A 19,989-nucleotide genomic window follows, 5' to 3' on the forward strand; every position below is an offset into this window, starting at 1 on the left:
TTTCAACAGGTGGTCGTAATCGTCGCCGAGCGGCCCGGATGCGTCAAGCCGCGCCCCCGGTCCGGCCGCGCCGGGCAATCTGGCGTTTTTGACGGAAACTCGCGATAATCCGCTGGCCCGTGGGCGGCGCGATCCATTCGAACTGCAGACGGGCGCTCGTGCAACAGCCGATTATCACGCCGTCGACCGGCGAGTTCGCCGCGACACGACGTGCGCCGGCGGATCGTCCGATCATCGCGGACCAGCGACAGGCAGCCACGCACTTGAAAATACTTAAACAATGGCCGTCCGGTGCGCATCCTGCCGCGCCGGCATTCCGGGATTCCGCCTGCCGCGCGTGCGTGGCGGTGCGGGCATGCACGCAGGAGGCGCGGCGCCGATGAACATCCTGAACGTCTGGCAGCGCGATTTCCTGCTGTCCATCGTCCGGCTCGTCGCCGGCGCGTATCCGGTCTGGCATCAGGCGCCGCCTTCACCGACGCAGAAGATCTACTTCTCGAACCACACGAGCCATATCGACACGCTCGCGATCCTCGCCGCGCTGCCGCGCCACGTGCGCGCGGTCGTGCGGCCCGTCGCGGCGCGCGACTACTGGGACAGTGGCGACCTGAAGCGCCACATCGCGCAGAAACTGCTGAACGTCGTGCTGATCGACCGTCACCGCGAGAACGGCGGCGACCCACTCGACCCGGTACGCGATGCGCTGCGGCAAGGCCACTCGATCATCATCTTCCCGGAAGGCACGCGCGGCGCCGACGTGTTGCCGCAGCCGTTCAAGAGCGGCCTGTTCCATCTCGCGACCGAGTTTCCGGACGTCGCGCTCGCACCGGTCTATCTCGAGAACCTGCAGCGCATCATGCCGAAGGGCGCGATCTGGCCCGTGCCGCTGATCTGCAAGGTGCACTTCGGCGCGAACGACGCGCTCGGCGACCAGGAAGACAAGCCGACCTTCCTCGCCCGCATGCGCGACGCGATCGTCGCGCTGGCGCCGCCGCAGCGGCCGGCCGGCTGAACGCGGCGCCCTCCTCTCCCTTTTCCGGACACCTTCATGCGAACTCTCTTCTGGGAACTGGTCGCGGGCGTCACCGGCGTGCTGGTGCTCGCGACCGTGATCGGCGCGATCCTCGGCGCGCGCAGCGGCGGCACCAGCGCGACCGTCGTCAACCTGAACCAGCGCATCCGCGCGTGGTGGGCGATGATCGCGATCATGGTGATCGCGATCGGCCTCGGCAACAACGTCACGTATCTCGTGTTCGCGCTGCTGTCGTACCTGACGCTGCGCGAATTCATCACGCTCACGCCGACCACCGCGAGCGACCACACGACGCTCTTCATCGCGTTCTTCGTCGCGATTCCGGTGCAGTACCTGCTACTCGGGATCAACTGGTACGGGATGTACTCGATCTTCGTGCCGGTGCACCTGTTCTTCGCGATGTCGCTGGTGTCGGCACTCACGCAGGACACGCGCGAATTCCTGAGCCGCAACGCGAAGATCAACTGGGCGCTGATGGTGTGCGTGTACGGGCTGAGCCACGCGCCGGCCGTGCTGATCCTCGACATTCCGCACTACGCGGGGCAGAACGCGCTATTGCTGTTCTTCTTCCTGTTCGTCGTGCAGATCAGCGACGTGCTGCAGTACGTGGTCGGCAAACTGTTCGGGCGACGCAAGATCGCGCCGCGGCTGTCGCCGTCGAAGACGGTCGAAGGCTTCATCGGCGGCGGCCTGCTCGCGACGCTGTGCGGCGCGTCGCTGTATCGCGTGACGCCGTTCGGTTTCGGCGCGGCGTTCGGGATCTCGCTCGCGATCGTGATCGCGGGCTTCGTCGGCGGCCTCGTGCTGTCGGCCGTGAAGCGCTCGCTCGGCACCAAGGACTGGGGCTCGATGATCGCGGGCCACGGCGGGATGCTCGATCGGGTCGACTCGATCTGCTTCGCCGCGCCGGTGTTCTTCCACCTCGTGCGCTATCTGTACGTGTGATGCACGGGCGGCGCGACGCCGCCCGCTCCGGTGCGCGACAGTTCAATACCCGTCGCGCAATGCCTTCGGCACGATGTAACGGCCGCGTGCCGCATCGAACTTCACCGTGTAGCGCACGTGAATCGCTCGGCCGCCGCGCGTGCCGGTTTCAGTCACGATCAGCGGATAGACGATGCCGGTGTCGGTCAGGTCCGGCGCGATCGCGAAGCGGCGCTCCTCACAGCGCGCGGGGGCGTTCGCGCATTCGTTCGACTCCGCATTGTCGAGCGCCTCGTTGATGCGCGGCGCCGCCAGCGCCAGCGCGTCGCCGTACGGCAGCCAGATCGAGCGAAGGCTCTGCGTATAGCCCTGCCGCGAGTCGGCGTCGCCGATCACGAAGCCGAACAGGTGCGGGCCGAGCCGCTGGATGCTCATCGTGCCCGGCTCGCCGCGCTTGCCGGACGCGATGCCCGTCTGCTTCGACACCGGTTCGAGCCCGTTGCCGTCCGTCGCCGGTTTCAGCACGTACAGGTCGATCGTGCCCGTCGTGGCGTCGGCGTCCATCCCCGGCATCCCGTTCTGCACGGCTTCCTCGGTCTCGCCGCACATCGCGAGCAGCGTGCGCGGGCCGTCGGCCGTTGCGACACGCAGCGATCCGCACGACGCGTAGATGAAATCGCCCGCGTCCGCTTGCCAGCCCTTGCGGTCGGCGCGCCACTTGCCGTACGTAGCGTGGATGAACCGTTGCAACTGACGATCCGGATGGGCCGGCTCGGCGGCGTGGACGGGCGACAGCGCGGACAGCGCGGTGAATACCGCAAGCGCGCCCAGCGCGGCGAGCGGAGCCGCGAGCCGGCGGCCGCGCACAGCCTCGCCATTCGCGCCGGCCGGCGTTACGATCTCGTTCTTCATTCCAGGATCCGGTCGATGCGCGCGGCCCCTGCCGCACGCGCGGGCCGTTGCCCGCGAGCCCGTAGCGTACACGCACGGCGCGGCATCGCAAGCGTGCAGCGCACCGGTCCGGCCCGACACGGACACACACGCATGAATCTGACCTTGCAGGACATCGCCTGGCACCGGTCGGTCGGACGGCTCGTCGAGTCGCTCGACCAGCCGGGGTTCTGGCTCGCGCTGACCCGACTGATCGAGGAATACGTCGCGATCGACAGCTGGGTCGTGCTGATGTTCGGCGACGGCCGCCCGCAGGTGTACGCCGGGTGCCCGTACGAAGGCGACGGCCCCGACCCGCTGTTTCGCGACTACGTGCACGGGCTGTACCTGCTCGATCCGTTCTACATCGCGAACCGCGACGCACCGAACAGCGGCCTGTTCCGGCTGTCCGACGTCGCGCCCGAATGCTTTCGCGACACCGAGTACTACACGCTCTACTTCACGCACAACGTGGTCGAGGACGAGGTGCAGTTCAACGTCGTGCTCGATGCCGCGCGCACGCTGTGCCTGTCGCTCGGCAGCAAGCGGCGCTTCAGCCCCGAGCAGGTCGCGCTGCTCGACCTGATCCGGCCATGGGTCGCCGCGCTGATGCGCCAGCGGCTCGCGTTCGAGCGCACGCCGGCCGAACCGGCGGCGCCGCGGCGGGCCGGCACCGATGCACGCGACGGCTTCGAGCACGCGATGGCGCGGCTCGGCACGCCGCTCACCGCGCGCGAGCTCGACGTGATCCGGCTGATCCTGAGCGGCCGCTCGAACAAGGAAGTCGCGAACAAGCTGGCGATTTCGGCGGAAACGGTCAAGGTGCACCGCCGCAACATCTACGCGAAGCTCGACATCAATTCGCAGTCGGAGCTGTTCTCGCTGTTCCTGAAGGCGCAGACCGAGACGTGACGAGCGGCCCGGCGGCCGCGGCGCACGACCGGCGCCGGTGCAGAGATCAATACCCCCGACGGGTTAACGCGTCGGCGGGATGGGGAAACCGGCGCGTTCGGCGCATACTGGCGCTCATTCCCAACCGTTCCGCCGCCTGCGCGACGGACCACCGCCACCGAACCCGCCCATGAAACTGAAGCTCGACATCGTCCAGCTCGCCGGTCGCGACGGCGACACGCCGTACAACCTGCAGCGCACGCTGGACGCGATCGCCACCTGCGCGCCCGGCACCGACATCGTGATGTTTCCGGAAGCGCAGCTCACCGGCTTTCTCGATCCGGCCGATCTGGCGCGTGTGGCCGAGCCGCTCGACGGCCCGAGCGTCGGCGCGGTGATCGCGGCCGCACGGGCACGCAACGTCGCGGTGGTGGTCGGGTTGATCGAGAGCGACGGCGGGCGCTTCTACAACACGACCGTGTTCGTCACGCCGGACGGCATCGCGCTGCACTATCGCAAGACCCATCTGTGGGTGTCCGAGCGCGGCGTCGTGCTGCCCGGCGACCGCTACGCGACCGTCGAATGGCGTGGCGTGCGGATCGGCCTGCTGATCTGCTACGACAGCGAATTCCCGGAAAGCGGCCGCGCGCTCGCGGCGCTCGGCGCGCAGCTGATCCTCGTCACCGACGGCAACATGGAGCCGTACCGCCAGGTGCACCGCACGTCGGTATCGGCACGCGCGATGGAAAACCAGGTGTTCGCGGTGGTCGCGAACCGCGTCGGCGGCAGCACGCACGACGTCGTGTTCGCGGGCGGCAGCCTCGCGGCCGATCCGTTCGGCAACCTGATGTTCGAGGCCGGCACCGGCGAATCGCGCCACACGGTCGAACTCGATCTCGACCAGGTCGCCGCGTCGCGCGCGGTCTACGACTATCGAGCCGACCAGCGCCTGCACATCGCCGGCGAACGCATCGAGCACGCGGACGGTCGTCGCGAGCTGCTGATTCCGTGAGCGTGAGCGCGCGCCCGTGCCGAGGCATCGGCGCGCTCCCGCCTGCACACCATCACACCGGCTCGGGCACGTCGATCGCCAGCAGCGCGGAGCTGACCGACTTGCCGTGCGCGTCGAGCGCGAGCGAACGCGTGACGCCGCCGCCGAGCGCATCGCGCAACACGAAATTGAACGCGGCGAGCGCCGGCAGTTCATGGCGCACGACCTCGCCGTGCACGATGCCCGCGAGCCACGCCTTTACCGCCGGCGCATCGAGATACGCACGCAGATGTTCATAGTGACGCGGGTCGTGGCAGATAACCGACACGTTCAGCGTATTGCCCTTGTCGCCGGTGCGCGCATGCGCGAGTTCACGCAGTTGCATCAGGCCTCCACGAATGAAAACGACGGCGTCACGGCCGTGCGCGGCAACAACACCGACTGCACGGCGATCACCTCGCGCGTCGACTTGAACGCACCGCCGCCGCCGGCCGGCCCGTTCGTATAAAGCGTCTCGACTTCGTTGCCGATGCGCGCGGCCTCGGCGGCGCTCGCCGCTCGACCGGCCACCCGCACGCGGACTTCGGCCGGCTCGCCGCGCACGACATGCGTCGCGTCGCCGTACAGCGCATCCACGCCAATCAGATCGAAGCGCAGCTCGGTCGCGGCCACGCCGGTCAGCGCGAGCCGCTCGCGGACGATCTCGAGCGCGAGACGCGCGCGCTCCAGCGCGCCCGGCCCGCCGTACGAGATCTGCCCTTCGCCGATATGACCGTCGACGTAAGCGACCGACACCTTCAGCGTATCGGTGCGCACGGTGCCGCGTCCGCCCGTCACGCGCACGCGGTCCGGCGCCTCTTCGGCAACGGCGACGCCCGTGAAATCCGCGACGACGTCGGGCTGCAGGTAGCGCGCCGGATCGTGAATCTCGTACAGCAACTGTTCCTTGCAGGTCGCCGCGCTCACGCGGCCGCCGGCGTGCGGCACCTTGGTGATCACGACCGAGCCGTCGGCCTCGACTTCACCGATCGGAAACCCGAGCCGCGCGAGATTCGGCACGTCCTTGTAGCCGGGATCGGCGAAATAGCCGCCCGTCACCTGGCCCGCGCATTCGAGCAGATGGCCGACGACCGTCGCCTGCCCGAGCGTGTCCCAGTCGTCCATCCGCCAGCCGAACGCGTGGATCAGCGGCGCGGCGAACAGCGACGGATCGGCGACGCGCCCGGTCAGCACGACGTCCGCGCCGGCCGCGAGCGCGCCGACGATCGGCGCGGCGCCGAGATACGCGTTCGCGGACACGATGCGGTCGCGATACGCGGCGACTTCGTCGCCCGACTCCTCGAAGCGGAACGCGCCGCGCAGCACGACGTCGAGCACGTCGTCGCCTTCGACCGCCGCGACCTTCAGCCCCGCGAGGCCGAGCGACTGCGCGATCTGCGCGGTGCGCCGCGCGGCCGCGCGCGGGTTCGCGGCGCCCATGTTCGACACGATGCGCACGCGCCTGGCCGCCGCCACCGGCAGCACGGCGCGCATGCGCGCGTCGAGCAGCGGATCGTAGCCGAGCGCCGGGTCCTTGCGCCGTACCTGCTGCGCAATCGCGATGGTGCGCTCGGCCAGGCATTCGAAGACGAGATAGTCGAGCTGCCCGTGTTCGGCCAGTTCGACCGCGGGCTCGATCCGGTCGCCCGAGTAGCCGGCGCCCGCGCCGATGCGCACGCGCCGTTCGTGTGAAGGCTTTGCTGTCATGTCAGTACCGTCGTCCGGCGAGCGCGCCGCCGGGAAAAATCAAAAGATGCCCAGCACGACGCACGCGATCGTCATCACGATCGATGCGCCGAACAGCAGCGGAAACGTGAATTTCTGGTGCTCGGCCAGCTCGATCCCGCACAGGCCGACGACGAGGAACGTCGCGGGCGTCAGCGGGCTGACCGGAAACCCGGTCGTCATCTGGCCGAGCAGCGCGGCCTGCCCGACCTGCACGGCCGGCACGCCGAGTTGGCCGGCCACTTCCGCGATCACCGGCAGCACGCCGAAGTAGAACGAATCGGGATCGAACAGCATGCTGAGCGGCATCGACGCGAGGCCGAGCACGACCGGGATGTGGCCGGCCATCGACGGCGGCACGAAACCGACCGCCGCCTGCGCCATCGCCTTCAGCATCCCGCTGCCCTGCATGATCCCGGTGAACACGCCGGCCGCGAGCAGGATGCCGGCCATCATCAGCGCCGCGCGCGCATGGGCGTCGATGCGTTTTCTCTGCATGTCGACATCCGGGTAGTTCACCATCAGCGCGACGCACAGCCCGACCATGAACATGATCGCGGGCGGGATCTTCTCGCCCATCACGACCATTGTGCCGAGCACGACGAGCGTCAGCACGAGGTTGAACCAGAACAGGTGCGGCCGGCGCAGCGCCTGCTCGTCGGGCGTCAGCTCGCGTTTGGGCAGCGGAATCGACCCATCGTCGCGCGACAGGCCGAGCCGCTTCTCCTCGCGCCGCCCGAGCCAGTACGCGACGCCGAACACGAACACGAGCCCGATCACCTGCACCGGAATCAGCGGATTGAACAGCGTCGACACCGGCAGGTGCAGCGACGCCGATGCGCGGATCATCGGCCCCGTCCACGGCAGGAAGTTGATGCCCGCAGCCATCGACACGGCCGCGGCCAGCACGCGGCGGTCCATCCTCAGCCGGTCGTACAGCGGCAGCACCGCGGGAATCGTCACGAGAAAGCACACGGCGCCCGAGCCGTCGAGGTGGATCAGCAGCGCGAGCAGCGTCGTGCCCATCACGATGCGCGTGGGCCGCGTGCCGACCGCGCGCAGGATGCGGTCGATGATCGGGTCGAGCGTGCCGGCGTCGGTGATCGTCCCGAAATAGAGGATCGCGAACACGAACATCCCGACGACGGGCGCGAGGCCCTTCAGCCCGTCGATGACGAACTTGCTCGTGTGCAGCCCGAAGCCGCCGAGCAGCGACGCCGCGATCGGCACGACGATCAGCGCGACGAGCGGCGACATGCGCCTGGACAGAATCGCGGCCAGCAGCACGACGATCGTGCCCAGCCCAAGTAACGGCAGCATCCGTGTCTCCTACCTTGTCTTTTGTTGGAGACGAGCGTAAGGTCGGCGCAGCGATAGCACAATTGAAATGATTTGATCGCAGCAATCACGAATCGTTATGGATCTGAACCTTCGCGACATCCGCGCGTTCGTCACCGTCGCGCACGCCGGCAACTTCACGCGCGCGGCCGCGCGCCTGCACCTGTCGCAGCCCGCGCTGACCGTGCAGATCCGGCGCCTCGAGGAAATCGTCGGCGCGCGGCTGTTCGACCGCAACAGCCGCAGCGTCGCGCTCACGCAGACCGGGCGCGAACTGCTGCCGCTCCTGCAGCGCTCGCTCGACGACATGGAGCGCGTGCTGCGCGATGCGCGCGCGCTCGGCGAAGGCGCGAGCGGCACGGTGCGGCTTGCGTGCCTGCCGACCTTCGCGTCGAGCTTGCTGCCGGAGCTGATCCAGTCGTTCCGGCGCGACGTGCCGCGCGCGGCCTTCGAGATTCGCGACGGCGTCGCGAGCCTCGTCACCGCGCTGGTGCGCAACGAGGAGGCTGACCTCGGGCTGACCGGCGGCGATACGTTCGACGCGTCGCTGGACGTGCTGTATGCGGGCGCCGACCAGCTCGTCGCCGTGTGCCCGCAGGATCATCCGCTCGCGCGCAAGCGGCGCGTGCGCACCGCCGATGTCGCCGCCGTGCCGCTCGTGTTGACCGCACAGGGCACGAGCGTGCGCAGCGTCGTCGATGCCGCGCTGGAAGCGGCCGGCTGCACGCCCGACATCGCGTGCGAGCCGACCTACATGATGACGGCCGTCGCGATGGTGCGCGGCGGCCTCGGCGTGACGATCCTGCCGGCGAGCGCGCGCGAGGTGCGTGCCGAGCCCGACCTCGTCGTGAAGCCGATCGACGATCCCGCGTTCGTGCGGCCGATCGCGCTCGTCGCGAAGCGCGGGCGCACGCTGCCGCGCGTCGCGCAGGCGTTCGCCGACGTGATGTTGGCGGCCTTGAAACAGCGCGCGTGAACCGCGCGCCTGACACGACGGCCGGCAGCGGGCCGGATGCTTACTGCGAGTCCGGCTGCTCCGGATCGACGTGCAGCGATTCGCCGATCGCATAGAAGTTGCCGCCCGCGATGTAGTGCAGGCTGCGCAGCGCGGGATCGGCCGATTCGAAATACCAGTGGCCGTCGCGGAACACGCGCGTGTCGGACCATGCGCCGACCACCTCGCCGATGAACAGGTCGTAGGTCTGCTGGTTGTGCGGCTCGGGAATCAGCTTGCACGCGAGCCAGCCGGAGCAGCCGGCGACGAACGGCAGGTCGTGGCCTGCGACGTCGAACAGCGTGACGCCGGCTTCGCGCAGCTTGTCCGGCCGCTCGGCGAGACTGTGGCTGCCGACCGCATGCGTGAGCTGCAACTGCGCGGCCGTCGGCACCTGGATCACGAAGGTGCCGCTGCGCTCGACGAGCTCGCGCGTCTTCGCGGACTTGTCGAGCACGACCGTCAGCTTCGGCGGCAGGAAATCGAGCGCGCAGGCCCACGCGGCGGCCATCACGTTGTCGACGCCGTCGTGGCGGGCCGATACGAGCACGGTCGGGCCGTGGTTGAGGAGACGGTAGGCTTTCTTCAGCTCCACCGGAGCGATGTGACTATCCATACGGGTTCCCTGGTGAGCGGCGCGACGCGCGCCGGCCGATGCCCGCATTCTCGCACTCCATGCCGATCGCCGCTGACGGTGCGCGTGGGCACGCGTGTCAGATGACCGGGGCGGCCTGCCTCCGGTCATGTGACACGCGCGCCGCCCGGCACAGTGCTGCGTCAGCGCCGCCCCGCCGCCCAGTCGACCGCCGCGTCGAACAGTGCGACGCCAGCCGGCGACAGGTTCGCGAACGTGTCGTTGTCGAGGAAGAACATCACGCGGCGCGCCGGCGCGAGCGTTTCGTAGTCCATCGTCGCGCCCTTCTCGTACGCGAAGATCGCGGCCTTGTCCGGCTGCCCGTACACGGTCGCGATCGTGATCGCGCCGAGCCCCGGCTTGCCCCAGCTCATCGGCGCCTGCTTGCCGTACACGTTGCTCGTGCCGGCCGGCAGTCCGGCCGCGATCGGATGCGGCGCGTTGACGAGCCACAGATAGCGTTCCTTGCCCGTTTCGCCGAAGTCGACGTCGCGGCGCTTGCCCGTCATCGCGAGGTCGTCGAGCAGATCGTTCTCCCACGTGACGAGCGGCTTGTCGAGCGTGCGCCAGCCGGGCCGCACGTTCTTCGACGACACCGTCGACGAGATCACGACAAGGTCGGCATCGCGCGCCGCATCGGGCGTCGCGTTCTCGTCGATCAGGCGCACCGCGTAGCCACGCTCGCCGAGGTGCTGGCCGATGCGTTCGTCGACCTTCAGGTTCGGGCCGCGCAACTGCACGAGCATCGCGACGCGCGTGACGGGCGGCGCCGCCACGACGGCATCGGCAGCGGCGGCGGGAGCGCTTGCCGACAGGCCCGTGCACAACGCGAGCGCCGCGCCCGCGAGCGAGCGCAACGCGCGACGCCGCGTGCCGGCGGCCAGGGCGCGCACGGCGCTGGTCTTCATGTTCCGGTTCATCAGTTCTTCTCCGAAGCCGCGCGCCGTCATGCGCGACGCGCGGCGAGTGCGTGAATCAAGTGGATTGCGTGGATTGCGCGTTCAGAACTTCAACGTCGTCAGCAACGACACCTGTCGCGCGTCGCCGACCGCGACGAAATAGCGATTCGCGCTCGACGGGTAGTACGTGCGGTTGAACAGGTTCTTCACGTTCAGCTGGAACGACAGCTTCTGCTTGCCGAGCCGCGTGTCGTACGTCGCGAACGCGTCGGCGAGCACGTACGACGGCAGCGTGAAGCTGTTCGCCGAATCGCCGGGCCGCGCGCCGACGTAGCGCGCGGCCGCGCCGACGCGCAGGTCGTCGCCGCCGACCAGCGTACCGACGTCGTAGACGGCCGCGAGCGACGCGGTATGGCGCGCGACGTTCCACAGCTGGTTGCCCGCATACCGCGGATCCTCGGTCGTCCTCGCATCGATGTACGCATAGCTCGCGATCACGTTCACGCGTTCGCCGAACTTGCCCGACAGATCGAGCTCGACGCCGCGCGAACGCGCCCTGCCCGACGTCCGCCAGTCGGTCAGCTTCGTCGCATCGTTGAACTGCGACACGAGCACGTTCTTCTTGTCGATGTTGAACAGCGCGAGCGTGCCGGTCATCCCGCCCGGCAAGTCGAGCTTGCCGCCCACTTCCCACGCGGTCGCCTCCTCGGGCGGCGTCGCGCCGTCGATCACGAAGGTCCCGCCCGCCAGCGGCGCGATCGACGACGACGGTTTCAGCGACTGCGAATAGCTGCCGTACAGCGAGAACGCATCGGTCCACTTGTAGACGACGCCCGCGCGCGGCAGCCACTTCGAGCCGCTCAGGTCGGTGTTCGCCTTGAACGGCCGGCCGCGCCCCGCGACCTGGTTGTACGTGATGTAGCGCAGCCCGCCCGACACGATCCACTTGTCGGTCAGGTGAACGGTGTCCTGGAAGAACGCGGACGCATCGTGCAGCGTGTCGGTCTGGTCGCTGTCGCTCGCGGACACCGTGCTCGACGGCGACAGCAGCCCGTACACCGGATCGACGTAGCTGAACGGCGTCTTCACCGCCTGGCGCAGCATGTCCTTGCGATAGATGCGGCGGTATTCGGTATCGAAGCCGACCTGCACGTCGTGGCGCATCCCCGCGAGCGTCAGCTTGCCGTTCACGTAGCCGATGCCGTAGCTGTCGGTGCTGAGCGAGCCGTGCGTCGCGTCGTTGCTGCGCGACAGCGTGCCCGTCACGGGATCGACACCGGTCGTGCGCAGCTGGTTCGCGTCATAGGTCTCGCGGTTGTAGCTGTAGCCGAAATGCGCGCTCCAGTCCGCGTTGAACTGGTGATCGACGCTCAACTGCGCGAGCTGCGAGTCGCCGTCCATGTTGTTGAACGGCTCGTCGATCCGCCGCCGCGCCGGAATGTCGAGCGGCGCGTTGGTGCGCGGATCGAGTGCGGTACCGCGATCGAACGGCGAATGGAACTTCCGGTATTCGTAGGACACGACGACCTGCGTATCGCGGCCGTACCACGCGAGCGACGGCGCGACGAAGGTCTGCCGGTATTCGCCGAAGTTGCGCCAGTACTGCTCATTCGACTGGTCGACGATCAGCCGGTACGCGAGCCGCGAATCGCCGATCGGCCCGGTCGAGTCGAAGGTCGCGCTGCCGCCGTTCTTGCCGTGCCCGAACGTCGACGCGCCGAGCGAAATCGCGTTGTAGCGCGTGAGTTGCGGCTGCTTGCTGACCACGTTGACGATGCCGCCCGGATCCATCAGCCCGTACAGCAGCGACGTCGGCCCCTTCAGCACTTCGACGGTGTCGACCGCCGCGTTGAACGAGCGCCCCTGCACGATCGGCATCCCGTTGTGCATGATCGAGCCGTCGCGGTTGTCGCCGAAGCCGCGCTTCATGATCGTGTCCTGCGTGCCCGCGAGCGTGTTGCCCTGCGTGATGCCGCTCACGTTGCCGAGCGCGTCGTCGAGATTGCGCGGACGCTGGTCGCGCAGCACCTGCGCGGACACGACGTTGACGGCCTGCGCGGTATCGAGCAACGGGATGTCGGTGCGCAGCGCGCCCGCTTCCTTGGCCGGCCGGTAGCTGTCGGCGCGCAGCGCGCTGCCGCGCACGATGATCGTCGGCAGTTCGGCGGCCGCGCCGGTACCGGCCGCCGCGACCGGTGCGACCGAGCCGTTCGCACGCGTCAGCGTATAGCCGCCGCCCGGCTGGCGCAGCGCGACGAGCCCCGTGCCCGCCAGCAGGCGATCGAGCGCGCCGGCGACGTCGAACTGGCCGTGCACGCCGCCGCTCGTGCGGCCGGCGGTCAGTTCGGCGGGGAACGCGAGCAGGATGCCCGCGTCGCGCCCGAACCGGTTCAGCGCCGCTTCGAGCGGGCCTGCCGGGATGTCGAACGCGCGACGCGACGCGCGCGGCGCGGCGCTCGCCGCGTCGGCGTCGGTATCGGCCAGCACGGGCAGCGGCAGCAGCGCCGACAGCAGGACGGCGCCGGCCAGCCGGCGGGCCAGGCGGCCTGCTCCGGCAGGTGCGGCGGACTCGGCGCGGCGCGATGCGCGCGGCAGATGACGGGCGGGCGCCGAACGGCGCCGATGCGTGAGACGGATGGAAGCCATGATCGAGGTGTCGGTGGACGATGAGCCAATGCTGCTTTCATGACTCATGTCACGCGAACATCGAGAAACAGCTCAGGGAAACGAAACTATTTTTTGGTGCGCTCACGAACGGGCCGGCACGACCGTCGCCCAGTAGCGCGTCAGGTACGCGACGTCGATCGGCAGAGTCGCCTTCAGCGTGTCGAGCACGCGCTCGGGATAGTCGAGCGGATAGGTGCCCGACACGCGCAGGTCGGCCACGGCCGCATCGCAACGCAGGCTGCCGCGGCGATAGCGGTCGAGCTCGGCAACCAGATCCGCGAGACGCATGCGCGATGCGACGAGCATGCCGGTCGTCCATGCCGACGCATACGCATCGAGCGGCGCCGGCGTGCCGATCGCGTCGTGCGTGAAATCCGCGCCCTCGCCCGCCGCGATCACGCGCGTGCCGGCCGCCGCAGCGACGGGCTGCACGCGCACGGCGCCCGCGAACACCTCGACGCGCGTCGCGCCGTCGCGCTGCCGCACCGCGAAGCGCGTGCCGAGCGGGCGCAGCTCGCCTTGCGCGGTCGCGACCATGAGCGGCCGCGCGGGGGTGCGAGCGTCGTGCCCGCTGGTCACCATGATCGTGCCACGCAGCAGTCGCAGGCGGCGTGCCGTGTCGTCGAAGCGCACGTCGAGCGCGCTATCGGTATCGAGCACGACGACCGTGCGATCCGCGAGCGTCACCGTGCGCCGCTCGCCGACCGCGGTACGCAGGTCCGCCGGCCAGATCGCCGCGCGCCGCACGGGGTCGGCCATCCAGGCCGCAGCCCCCGAGAACAGCAGCACGGTGAGCGCCTTCACGGCCGCGCGGCGGCGGCCCGCACGCGGCGGCAGCAGCGCCGCATGCGCGGCCTGCGTGTCGAGCCCGGCCGCGAGCCGGCCGAACCGCCCTTCCATCGTTTCGATATGACGCCAGGCGGCGTCGTGCGCCGGATCCTCGGCGCGCCAGCGCGCGAGCGCGGTCGCGAACGCGTCGTCGGTTCGGCCGGCCTGCCGGTCGACCCACCATTCGACCGCGCGACGCGCGACCTGCGGCGGCACCGCCGGCACACCCGGGGCGGCCATGGTCAGACCGCCATCGCGAAGAAACACTGCGTGCCGGCCTTCACGAGATAGCGCTTCACCGTCGCCAGCGATACCCCGAGCTCGCGCGCGATCTCGGTCTGCGTGAGCCCGTCGAGCTGCGCAAGCAGGAACGCGCGCTTTGCGGCGAGCGGCAGTCCGTCGAGCATCCGGTCGATCTCGAGCAGCGTCTCGAACACGACGGCCCGCTCCTCCGGTGACGGCGCATACGCGTCGGGACGCTGCGCGAGCACGTCGAGATACGCGCGCTCGATCTGCTCGCGGCGCCAGTGGTTCGACAGCACGCGCTGCGCGACCGTCGTCAGGAACGCGCGCGGCTCGTCGGCACCGATCGGCTCGTCGCGGGCCAGCAGCCGCATGAAGGTGTCGTGCGCGAGATCGGCCGCGCGATGCGCACAGCCGAGCTTCCGGCTCAGCCAGCCGCGCAGCCACGCATGATGGCCTGCGTAGAGGGCGTCGATTTCTCGATGGAGGGACAGCTTGTCAGCGGACATGGCCGGGTTCCGGAGTGCGCAGGCGGCAGTTTTGTAAATGAGAATGATTATTATATACAGAAGTGTGCGGGCAACCCGCGCTATCGGCTGGCGGCTGTGTCGATGGCGCGACAGCATGCGACGCGCGGGCGCGACGCTCGCGCCAATAACATATCCGGGCTGCCGCTCGCCATTCAATTCAATAAATAATGAATTGATGAATCGACGACAAACGCCCAGCCATCGAAATTCCGCCGAAAATCGCCCTGAATTATCACGAATCCGGCAATGCGTGAATCGCGTTGTCTCGAAATCGAAATCGATTGATACACAATTCTCAATAATGTGAATCTCTCAATAGACCTTGCCGCAGCATGCATCTGTCTGCTTTAGGTCACATTGGAGAATTTCATTTTTGCCCTCCGACGACGGCTCTGTAGTCTCCTGCCAATCCGCTTCAAGCAAGCCGGCCAATACGCAAGGAGATGAAATGAAACGCACCACCCTCTCGCTGATTTCGCTCGCGTCATTCGCGGCGATCCCCGCCGCGCACGCGCAATCGAGCGTCACGCTGTATGGCGTGATCGACACATCGATCACCTACGTCAATCACGCGCAGGGCAAGGACAACGCGTGGATGCTCGGCAACAGCAGCGCGGGCAATCTCGCCGGCAGCCGCTGGGGCGTGAAAGGCAGCGAGGATCTCGGCGGCGGGCTGACGGCGCTGTTCCAGCTCGAGAACGGCTTCGACCCGAGCAATGGCCGGCTGGGCCAGGGCGGCCGCATGTTCGGCCGGCAAGCGTTCGTCGGGCTGTCGAGCGACCGCTACGGCACGCTCACGTTCGGCCGCCAGTACGATCCTCTCATCGACCTCGTGCAGGGCATCACCGCCGACAACTATCTCGGCAGCGCGTTCGCGACAGCGGGCGACGTCGACAACTACGACAACAGCTTCCGCGTCGACAACGCGGTGAAGTACACGTCTGCCGTGTACGCGGGCCTGCAGTTCTCGGCAATGTACTCGTTCGGCGGGATCGCCGGCAGCACCGGCGCCGCGCAGTCGTATTCGGCCGCCGTGTCGTACAACAACGGGCCGTTCAGCGTCGCGGGCGGCTACTTCCACGCGTCCAACAGCCCCGCGACGAACGGGCTGCGCAGCGGCTGGACCAGCTCGTCGGACGGCACCTTCGACGGCCCGATCAACAACGGCTATGCGACCGCACACTCGATCGGCATCGCCCGCATTGCAGGCCAGTACGTCGCCGGCCCGTTCACGTTCGGCGTCGGCTACAGCAACGCGCAGTACCGTCGCGATGCGAGCTCGGTGTTCAACTCGAACGAGCACTACAACACCGGGCAAGGTTTCGTGAACTACCAGGCGAGCAGCGCGCTGCTCGTCGGTCTCGGCTACAGCTACACGCGCTCCGGCGGCGACACGTCGGCGACCTATCACCAGGTATCGGTCGGCGCAGACTACAACCTGTCGAAGCGCACCGACGTGTACCTGACCGCCGCGTACCAGCACGCGAGCGGCCAGACCGGCGACGGCAGCGGCGGGTCGATGGCCGCGCAGGCATCGATCGGTTCGTACGGCTACGCGGGCACGAGCTCGCAGACGATGGTCAACCTCGGCCTGCGTCACCGCTTCTGATCGACGACGGCCGGCTGCGCGCCGCGCGGCCGGCAGCGGCGTCATCGCGACGGCGGCTTCGGCCGCCGTCGTCATATCCGGCCCCGCGCAACGGCGTGCCGCACCGCCTTGCTTGCGCTTCCTCCCGTGCCGGGTTCGCGGTGCAACTGACGCGCCGCGTCAGCATGCCAGCCGCGATCGCGCACCGGCAAATGCAAAGGAAAGTTTGACGCGAGCCATTTGCCTGCTCGCTATGGCACACTTCGCGTCTGCGTAATTTCCTTGCACCGGGCGGCCGGATTCCGCCTCATCCTGCCATGCCGCGTCAGACCATCCGTTCGATCAGCCACGCCACGCTGAAGCTCGCCCCGGCGCTCGTCATGTCGTGCGCGCTGCCCGGGCTCGCGCGGGCCGACTGCCTCGACGACGCGGCCACGTTCCAGCACGTCAGCGTCAGCCTGCTGCGCGGCATCGCGCAGGTCGAATCGGGGATGAATCCGAACGCGGTCAACACCAACACGAACGGCACCGTCGACATCGGCCTGATGCAGATCAACAGCACGTGGCTGCCGACGCTCGCGCGCGAAGGCATCACGCAGCAGAGCCTGTTCGATGCGTGCACCAACGCGTATGTCGGCGCGTGGATCCTGTCGCAGAACATCCGCCAGCTCGGCGCCAACTGGAACGCGATCGGCGCGTACAACGCCGCGTCGCCCGACAAGCGCCTCGCGTATGCCCGCAAGGTCTATGATGCAATCCGGACCATGCCGGATTCGCCGGATACTCCCATGCCCATCCTTCCGCCCTCCTTTACGCCGCCGCAACAGGCCCAGGCGTACAACCCGTTCGCGAGCCTGAACGTCGCGGCGCCGCAGGTCACGCGCCCGCGCACGGTCGCGCCGGCCGCACCGCCGCCGCCGCAAGGCGGGCCCGCCGGCCCGGCCGGCACCTACAACTTCGGATGGACGGTGACGGGCGCCGACCAGGCAAAACCGACGCAGGTATTCGACGACGGCGCGCGGATCTACGTGCAGTTCAGCGACATGAAGCACGTGCCAGCGATCTTCACCGAAACGTCGTCGGGCCGCGTGCTGATGTCGTGGGAGCTGCAGTTCCCATATGCCGTTCTGACGCGTCCCGCGCAAACGTTAATCTTCCAGCTCGGGCCGTTCGAAGCGCGCGCGCAGCGCGGCGCGGCCGGCACCGGCGGAATGACGGCGCAGGCCGGAGCGGGAGCGGGAACGCAGCGTCCGGGCGCGGCCACCGCCACGGCCGCCACGCCGCCCGCGTCGAAACAGGCCGCGAATGCGCCGGCAAAGCGCACGGCCTCGGCCGATGCGCTGTGGTATCTGAACACGCCGTCGACGTCGGGATCGGCATCGACCGCGAACACGGCGAACACGCCGAGTACCCCGGCCACGTCGAACCTGCCGGCCACGTGGCCCACCGCGGTGACGTCGAACACGCCGCCGCCTGTCGCCACGCCGCAGGCACCCGCCGCGACGACGCCGGCCACGCGCGTCAGCACCGACGCGCTCTGGTATATCTCGAAGTAACGTAGCGGCCGGTTGCGCGTCGGCAACCGGCGTGCGTCAGCAGGCTGGCGGCTAGCGGGCGACTGTCGTGCCCGACGGCGTCGATACCGACGACACCAGCGAGTGATAGACGTCCGCGACGCGGTCCAGGAAGGACTTGTCGGGCGCAGTCGCGATCTTCTGCATCGCCCGCGTATTCATGTAGTTCTTGATCGATACGAGATGGCTCCACACCGCCTCGATGTCGCTCTCGGCCATGCTGTCGTGCACGTGCTTCACGAACAGCGGATACATCGCCTCGACCTGCGGCAGGCGCTCGCCCGGATTGTTCCAGAGCCAGAACAGCGCCTGCGCCTGCGGGTCGGTATTGAACATCGACGCCGGCAGTTCGCCGCCGAGCTGCTTCATCGCCTGCTTCTGATCGAAGCCGGACATCGGGCGCGTGCCGTGCTGCTTCTGGTAGTCGATTTCGCGCACCAGCTTCTCGTAACGCCCGTACGCCAGCGGATTGGCCGCGCCGCCCAGCCAGCCCGGCTTGCGCTGATCCGCGGCCGCGCGGTTTTCCGAGCGGTCGTACCACATGCGCAGCCACTGGATATACACGACCATGTGACCCTTGAGCTCGCCCTGGATGTCCTTCGGCAGGTCGGTCACGACGACCGGGCGCGGCGGTGTCGGATCGGGCACGCGGCAACCGTCCGTCAGGTCGGGCACGGGCTTGGGGTTGAGGAAATCGAGCGGCCCGGTCGACGGCTTCAGCGCTGCCGACGGATAGCCGAGGCCCGTGCCCAGCGGCGATAGCCGCGGAATCTCGCGCGTTGTCGACACGAGCTTCTTGACGGCCATCCGGTAGTCGAGCTGGAAGCTCTGGACCTCCTGCGGCGCGACGATCTGCTGATACAGCGCGCCGTCCTCGTTCGCCAGCGCGGTCAGGCTCGGCATCGGCAGGCCCGCGCCGTACGCGCGGTGGTACATCATCTCGAGCGGCAGGCGCGCCAGCTTGTCGGAAATGCCGTCCTCGCCTTCGATCGCGCCGCCGCCGACATCCACCTGCGCGCCCGGAAACAGCCGCTCCTGGCGCCGGCCGCGCATGTCGGCCGGATCGACGCCGAGCATCGTCAGCGGCTTGTACACGCGCAATTCATGCGCGGCCGCGTAGTGCACGCATTTCTCGATGTCCGGCGACAGGATCAGATCCGACGACACCGCGTTGCTCATCGGGATGTAGCCCGTCAGCAGGTTGTCGTCGAAGCGGTTCGTCACGCAGTCGAACAGTCCCATGAACTTGATCGCGATCGGCACGCCGTCGTACTTGCCGCCCTTGGCGACCTCCTCCAGCAGCTGCTTGGCAAACGCCAGCGCGAGGCCGCCGCCCATGTCGTAGCCGAAGATCGCGATGTGAACCTTGTTCACCGTGCCCGCTTGCTTCGCGCCGGCCACCGCCGCCTTGAAATCCTCTTCCGCTGCCTTCAGGCGCGTATCCACGCCCGTATTGAACAACGCGGCGCCGAGCTTCGTGTCGCGCGTAAGCTGGAAGGACTCGGCCAGCGAGCCCAGCGTTTCCTTGCCGACCTCCTTCAGCACGGCCTTCGGAATCCGGTATGGATACTTGACGACATCGCGCCAGAAACCCTTCCATTCGTGACTCAGGTAGCGCAGCGCCCGGTTTTTCTCAGATCCGGGCCGCTCGATCGCGCGCTCGATCCGCTTGCGCGCGTCGCCCATGCCCGCCTTCGCCTTGCCGACCAGCGTATCGAACGTGTCGCTCACGCGGTTGCCCAAGGTGGGATTCCTGATCTTGCCGCTCTGCTTCCACGCGTCCTCGGCGGTTTTCTGCGCCTTTTCCCTGGCCTTGTCGACGGTCTGCTCCTTGAGCTTGTCGCGCGCCTTCTCGCTGGCGGTATCCGTCGCCTTGTCCTTCAGTACCTCGCGCCACACGCCGGCCTCGGGTTCGAAGTCCGCGCCGAGCCCCGGATAGTAGAAGCGCCGCATGTTCTTGTTCTTCTTGTCGTACGCGGCGTTGAACAGTTTCAGGATGTTGGTTCGCGGGCCGTCCTTGTCGCCGAAACCGAATCCGTCGAAATAGAAGCTCACCCACAGCATGTGCTCGCATGCCGGGCACATCTGCTCGGCCTCTGCCTTGACGCGATCCGTCTGCGCGGACGCGGCGTCCTTCTTCAGGTTGATTTCGGCCATGGCG

The 19,989-nt window shown here is 68.3% G+C and carries 17 protein-coding genes; 7 read left to right on the plus strand and 10 right to left on the minus strand.

Features of this window, described 5'->3' with window-relative positions; all coding sequences use genetic code 11:
* The first annotated feature begins 379 nt into the window (after nt 1-379).
* Together GEM_RS10235 and GEM_RS10240 are read left to right on the plus strand one after the other, a co-directional pair.
* Nucleotides 380-1,012 carry a lysophospholipid acyltransferase family protein gene (locus GEM_RS10235; RefSeq protein ID WP_014897330.1) on the plus strand — a complete coding sequence of 211 codons (633 nt, stop codon included), beginning with the start codon at nt 380-382 and terminating at the stop codon, nt 1,010-1,012.
* A gap of 36 nt (nt 1,013-1,048) precedes the next feature.
* Entirely contained in the window at nt 1,049-1,978 is a 930-nt protein-coding gene (locus GEM_RS10240; RefSeq protein WP_014897331.1) for a phosphatidate cytidylyltransferase, read from the plus strand.
* A gap of 42 nt (nt 1,979-2,020) precedes the next feature.
* Here the strand turns inward: GEM_RS10240 and GEM_RS10245 are convergent, their stop codons facing one another.
* Nucleotides 2,021-2,869, minus strand: a complete 849-nt coding sequence (locus GEM_RS10245) for a hypothetical protein (protein ID WP_014897332.1) — start codon at nt 2,867-2,869, stop codon at nt 2,021-2,023.
* A gap of 132 nt (nt 2,870-3,001) precedes the next feature.
* Between GEM_RS10245 and GEM_RS10250 the strand changes: the two genes are divergently transcribed.
* Both GEM_RS10250 and GEM_RS10255 read left to right on the plus strand, forming a co-directional pair.
* A complete protein-coding gene (locus GEM_RS10250; protein ID WP_014897333.1) occupies nt 3,002-3,799 on the plus strand; it encodes a response regulator transcription factor in 798 nt (265 codons plus the stop codon).
* A 169-nt stretch (nt 3,800-3,968) separates the two neighbouring features.
* Nucleotides 3,969-4,790 (plus strand): carbon-nitrogen hydrolase family protein, encoded by an 822-nt coding sequence (locus GEM_RS10255; protein WP_014897334.1) that lies wholly within the window; start codon nt 3,969-3,971, stop codon nt 4,788-4,790.
* 52 nt (nt 4,791-4,842) lie between these two features.
* On the opposite strand, the gene GEM_RS10260 is transcribed toward GEM_RS10255, so the two are convergent.
* From GEM_RS10260 to GEM_RS10270, 3 genes are read right to left on the minus strand one after another with little or no spacing between them, the layout of a single operon-like run.
* The gene (locus GEM_RS10260) at nt 4,843-5,154 is read right to left on the minus strand and encodes a hypothetical protein (RefSeq protein ID WP_014897335.1); all 312 of its coding nucleotides are present in this window, start codon (nt 5,152-5,154) and stop codon (nt 4,843-4,845) included.
* Entirely contained in the window at nt 5,154-6,515 is a 1,362-nt protein-coding gene (locus tag GEM_RS10265) for an acyclic terpene utilization AtuA family protein (RefSeq protein ID WP_014897336.1), read from the minus strand. Before GEM_RS10265 ends, GEM_RS10260 begins: the two co-directional genes overlap by 1 nt.
* Before the next feature lie 39 nt (nt 6,516-6,554).
* Nucleotides 6,555-7,853 carry a CitMHS family transporter gene (locus GEM_RS10270; protein ID WP_014897337.1) on the minus strand — a complete coding sequence of 433 codons (1,299 nt, stop codon included), beginning with the start codon at nt 7,851-7,853 and terminating at the stop codon, nt 6,555-6,557.
* A gap of 97 nt (nt 7,854-7,950) precedes the next feature.
* On the opposite strand from GEM_RS10270, the gene GEM_RS10275 reads away from it, so the two are divergent.
* Nucleotides 7,951-8,847, plus strand: coding sequence for a LysR family transcriptional regulator (locus GEM_RS10275; protein WP_014897338.1), 897 nt, complete (start codon nt 7,951-7,953; stop codon nt 8,845-8,847).
* A gap of 40 nt (nt 8,848-8,887) precedes the next feature.
* Here GEM_RS10275 and GEM_RS10280 read toward each other — a convergent pair whose 3' ends face one another.
* From GEM_RS10280 to GEM_RS10300, 5 genes are all read right to left on the minus strand, one after another.
* Nucleotides 8,888-9,481 (minus strand): flavin reductase family protein, encoded by a 594-nt coding sequence (locus tag GEM_RS10280; RefSeq protein WP_041490510.1) that lies wholly within the window; start codon nt 9,479-9,481, stop codon nt 8,888-8,890.
* Between the two features lie 161 nt (nt 9,482-9,642).
* Entirely contained in the window at nt 9,643-10,419 is a 777-nt protein-coding gene (locus GEM_RS10285; RefSeq protein WP_014897340.1) for a hypothetical protein, read from the minus strand.
* An 81-nt stretch (nt 10,420-10,500) separates the two neighbouring features.
* A complete protein-coding gene (locus GEM_RS10290) occupies nt 10,501-13,092 on the minus strand; it encodes a TonB-dependent siderophore receptor (protein WP_041490511.1) in 2,592 nt (863 codons plus the stop codon).
* A gap of 54 nt (nt 13,093-13,146) precedes the next feature.
* The gene (locus GEM_RS10295) at nt 13,147-14,133 is read right to left on the minus strand and encodes a FecR domain-containing protein (RefSeq protein WP_014897342.1); all 987 of its coding nucleotides are present in this window, start codon (nt 14,131-14,133) and stop codon (nt 13,147-13,149) included.
* A gap of 2 nt (nt 14,134-14,135) precedes the next feature.
* A complete protein-coding gene (locus GEM_RS10300) occupies nt 14,136-14,645 on the minus strand; it encodes a sigma-70 family RNA polymerase sigma factor (RefSeq protein ID WP_014897343.1) in 510 nt (169 codons plus the stop codon).
* 469 nt (nt 14,646-15,114) lie between these two features.
* On the opposite strand from GEM_RS10300, the gene GEM_RS10305 reads away from it, so the two are divergent.
* The gene (locus GEM_RS10305; RefSeq protein ID WP_014897344.1) at nt 15,115-16,275 is read left to right on the plus strand and encodes a porin; all 1,161 of its coding nucleotides are present in this window, start codon (nt 15,115-15,117) and stop codon (nt 16,273-16,275) included.
* Between the two features lie 296 nt (nt 16,276-16,571).
* Entirely contained in the window at nt 16,572-17,810 is a 1,239-nt protein-coding gene (locus GEM_RS10310; RefSeq protein ID WP_014897345.1) for a transglycosylase SLT domain-containing protein, read from the plus strand.
* 51 nt (nt 17,811-17,861) lie between these two features.
* Here GEM_RS10310 and GEM_RS10315 read toward each other — a convergent pair whose 3' ends face one another.
* Entirely contained in the window at nt 17,862-19,985 is a 2,124-nt protein-coding gene (locus GEM_RS10315) for a phospholipase effector Tle1 domain-containing protein (protein WP_014897346.1), read from the minus strand.
* Between the last annotated feature and the right edge of the window lie 4 nt (nt 19,986-19,989).

The sequence above is a fragment of the Burkholderia cepacia GG4 genome, assembly GCF_000292915.1.
Lineage (GTDB): Bacteria > Pseudomonadota > Gammaproteobacteria > Burkholderiales > Burkholderiaceae > Burkholderia > Burkholderia cepacia_D.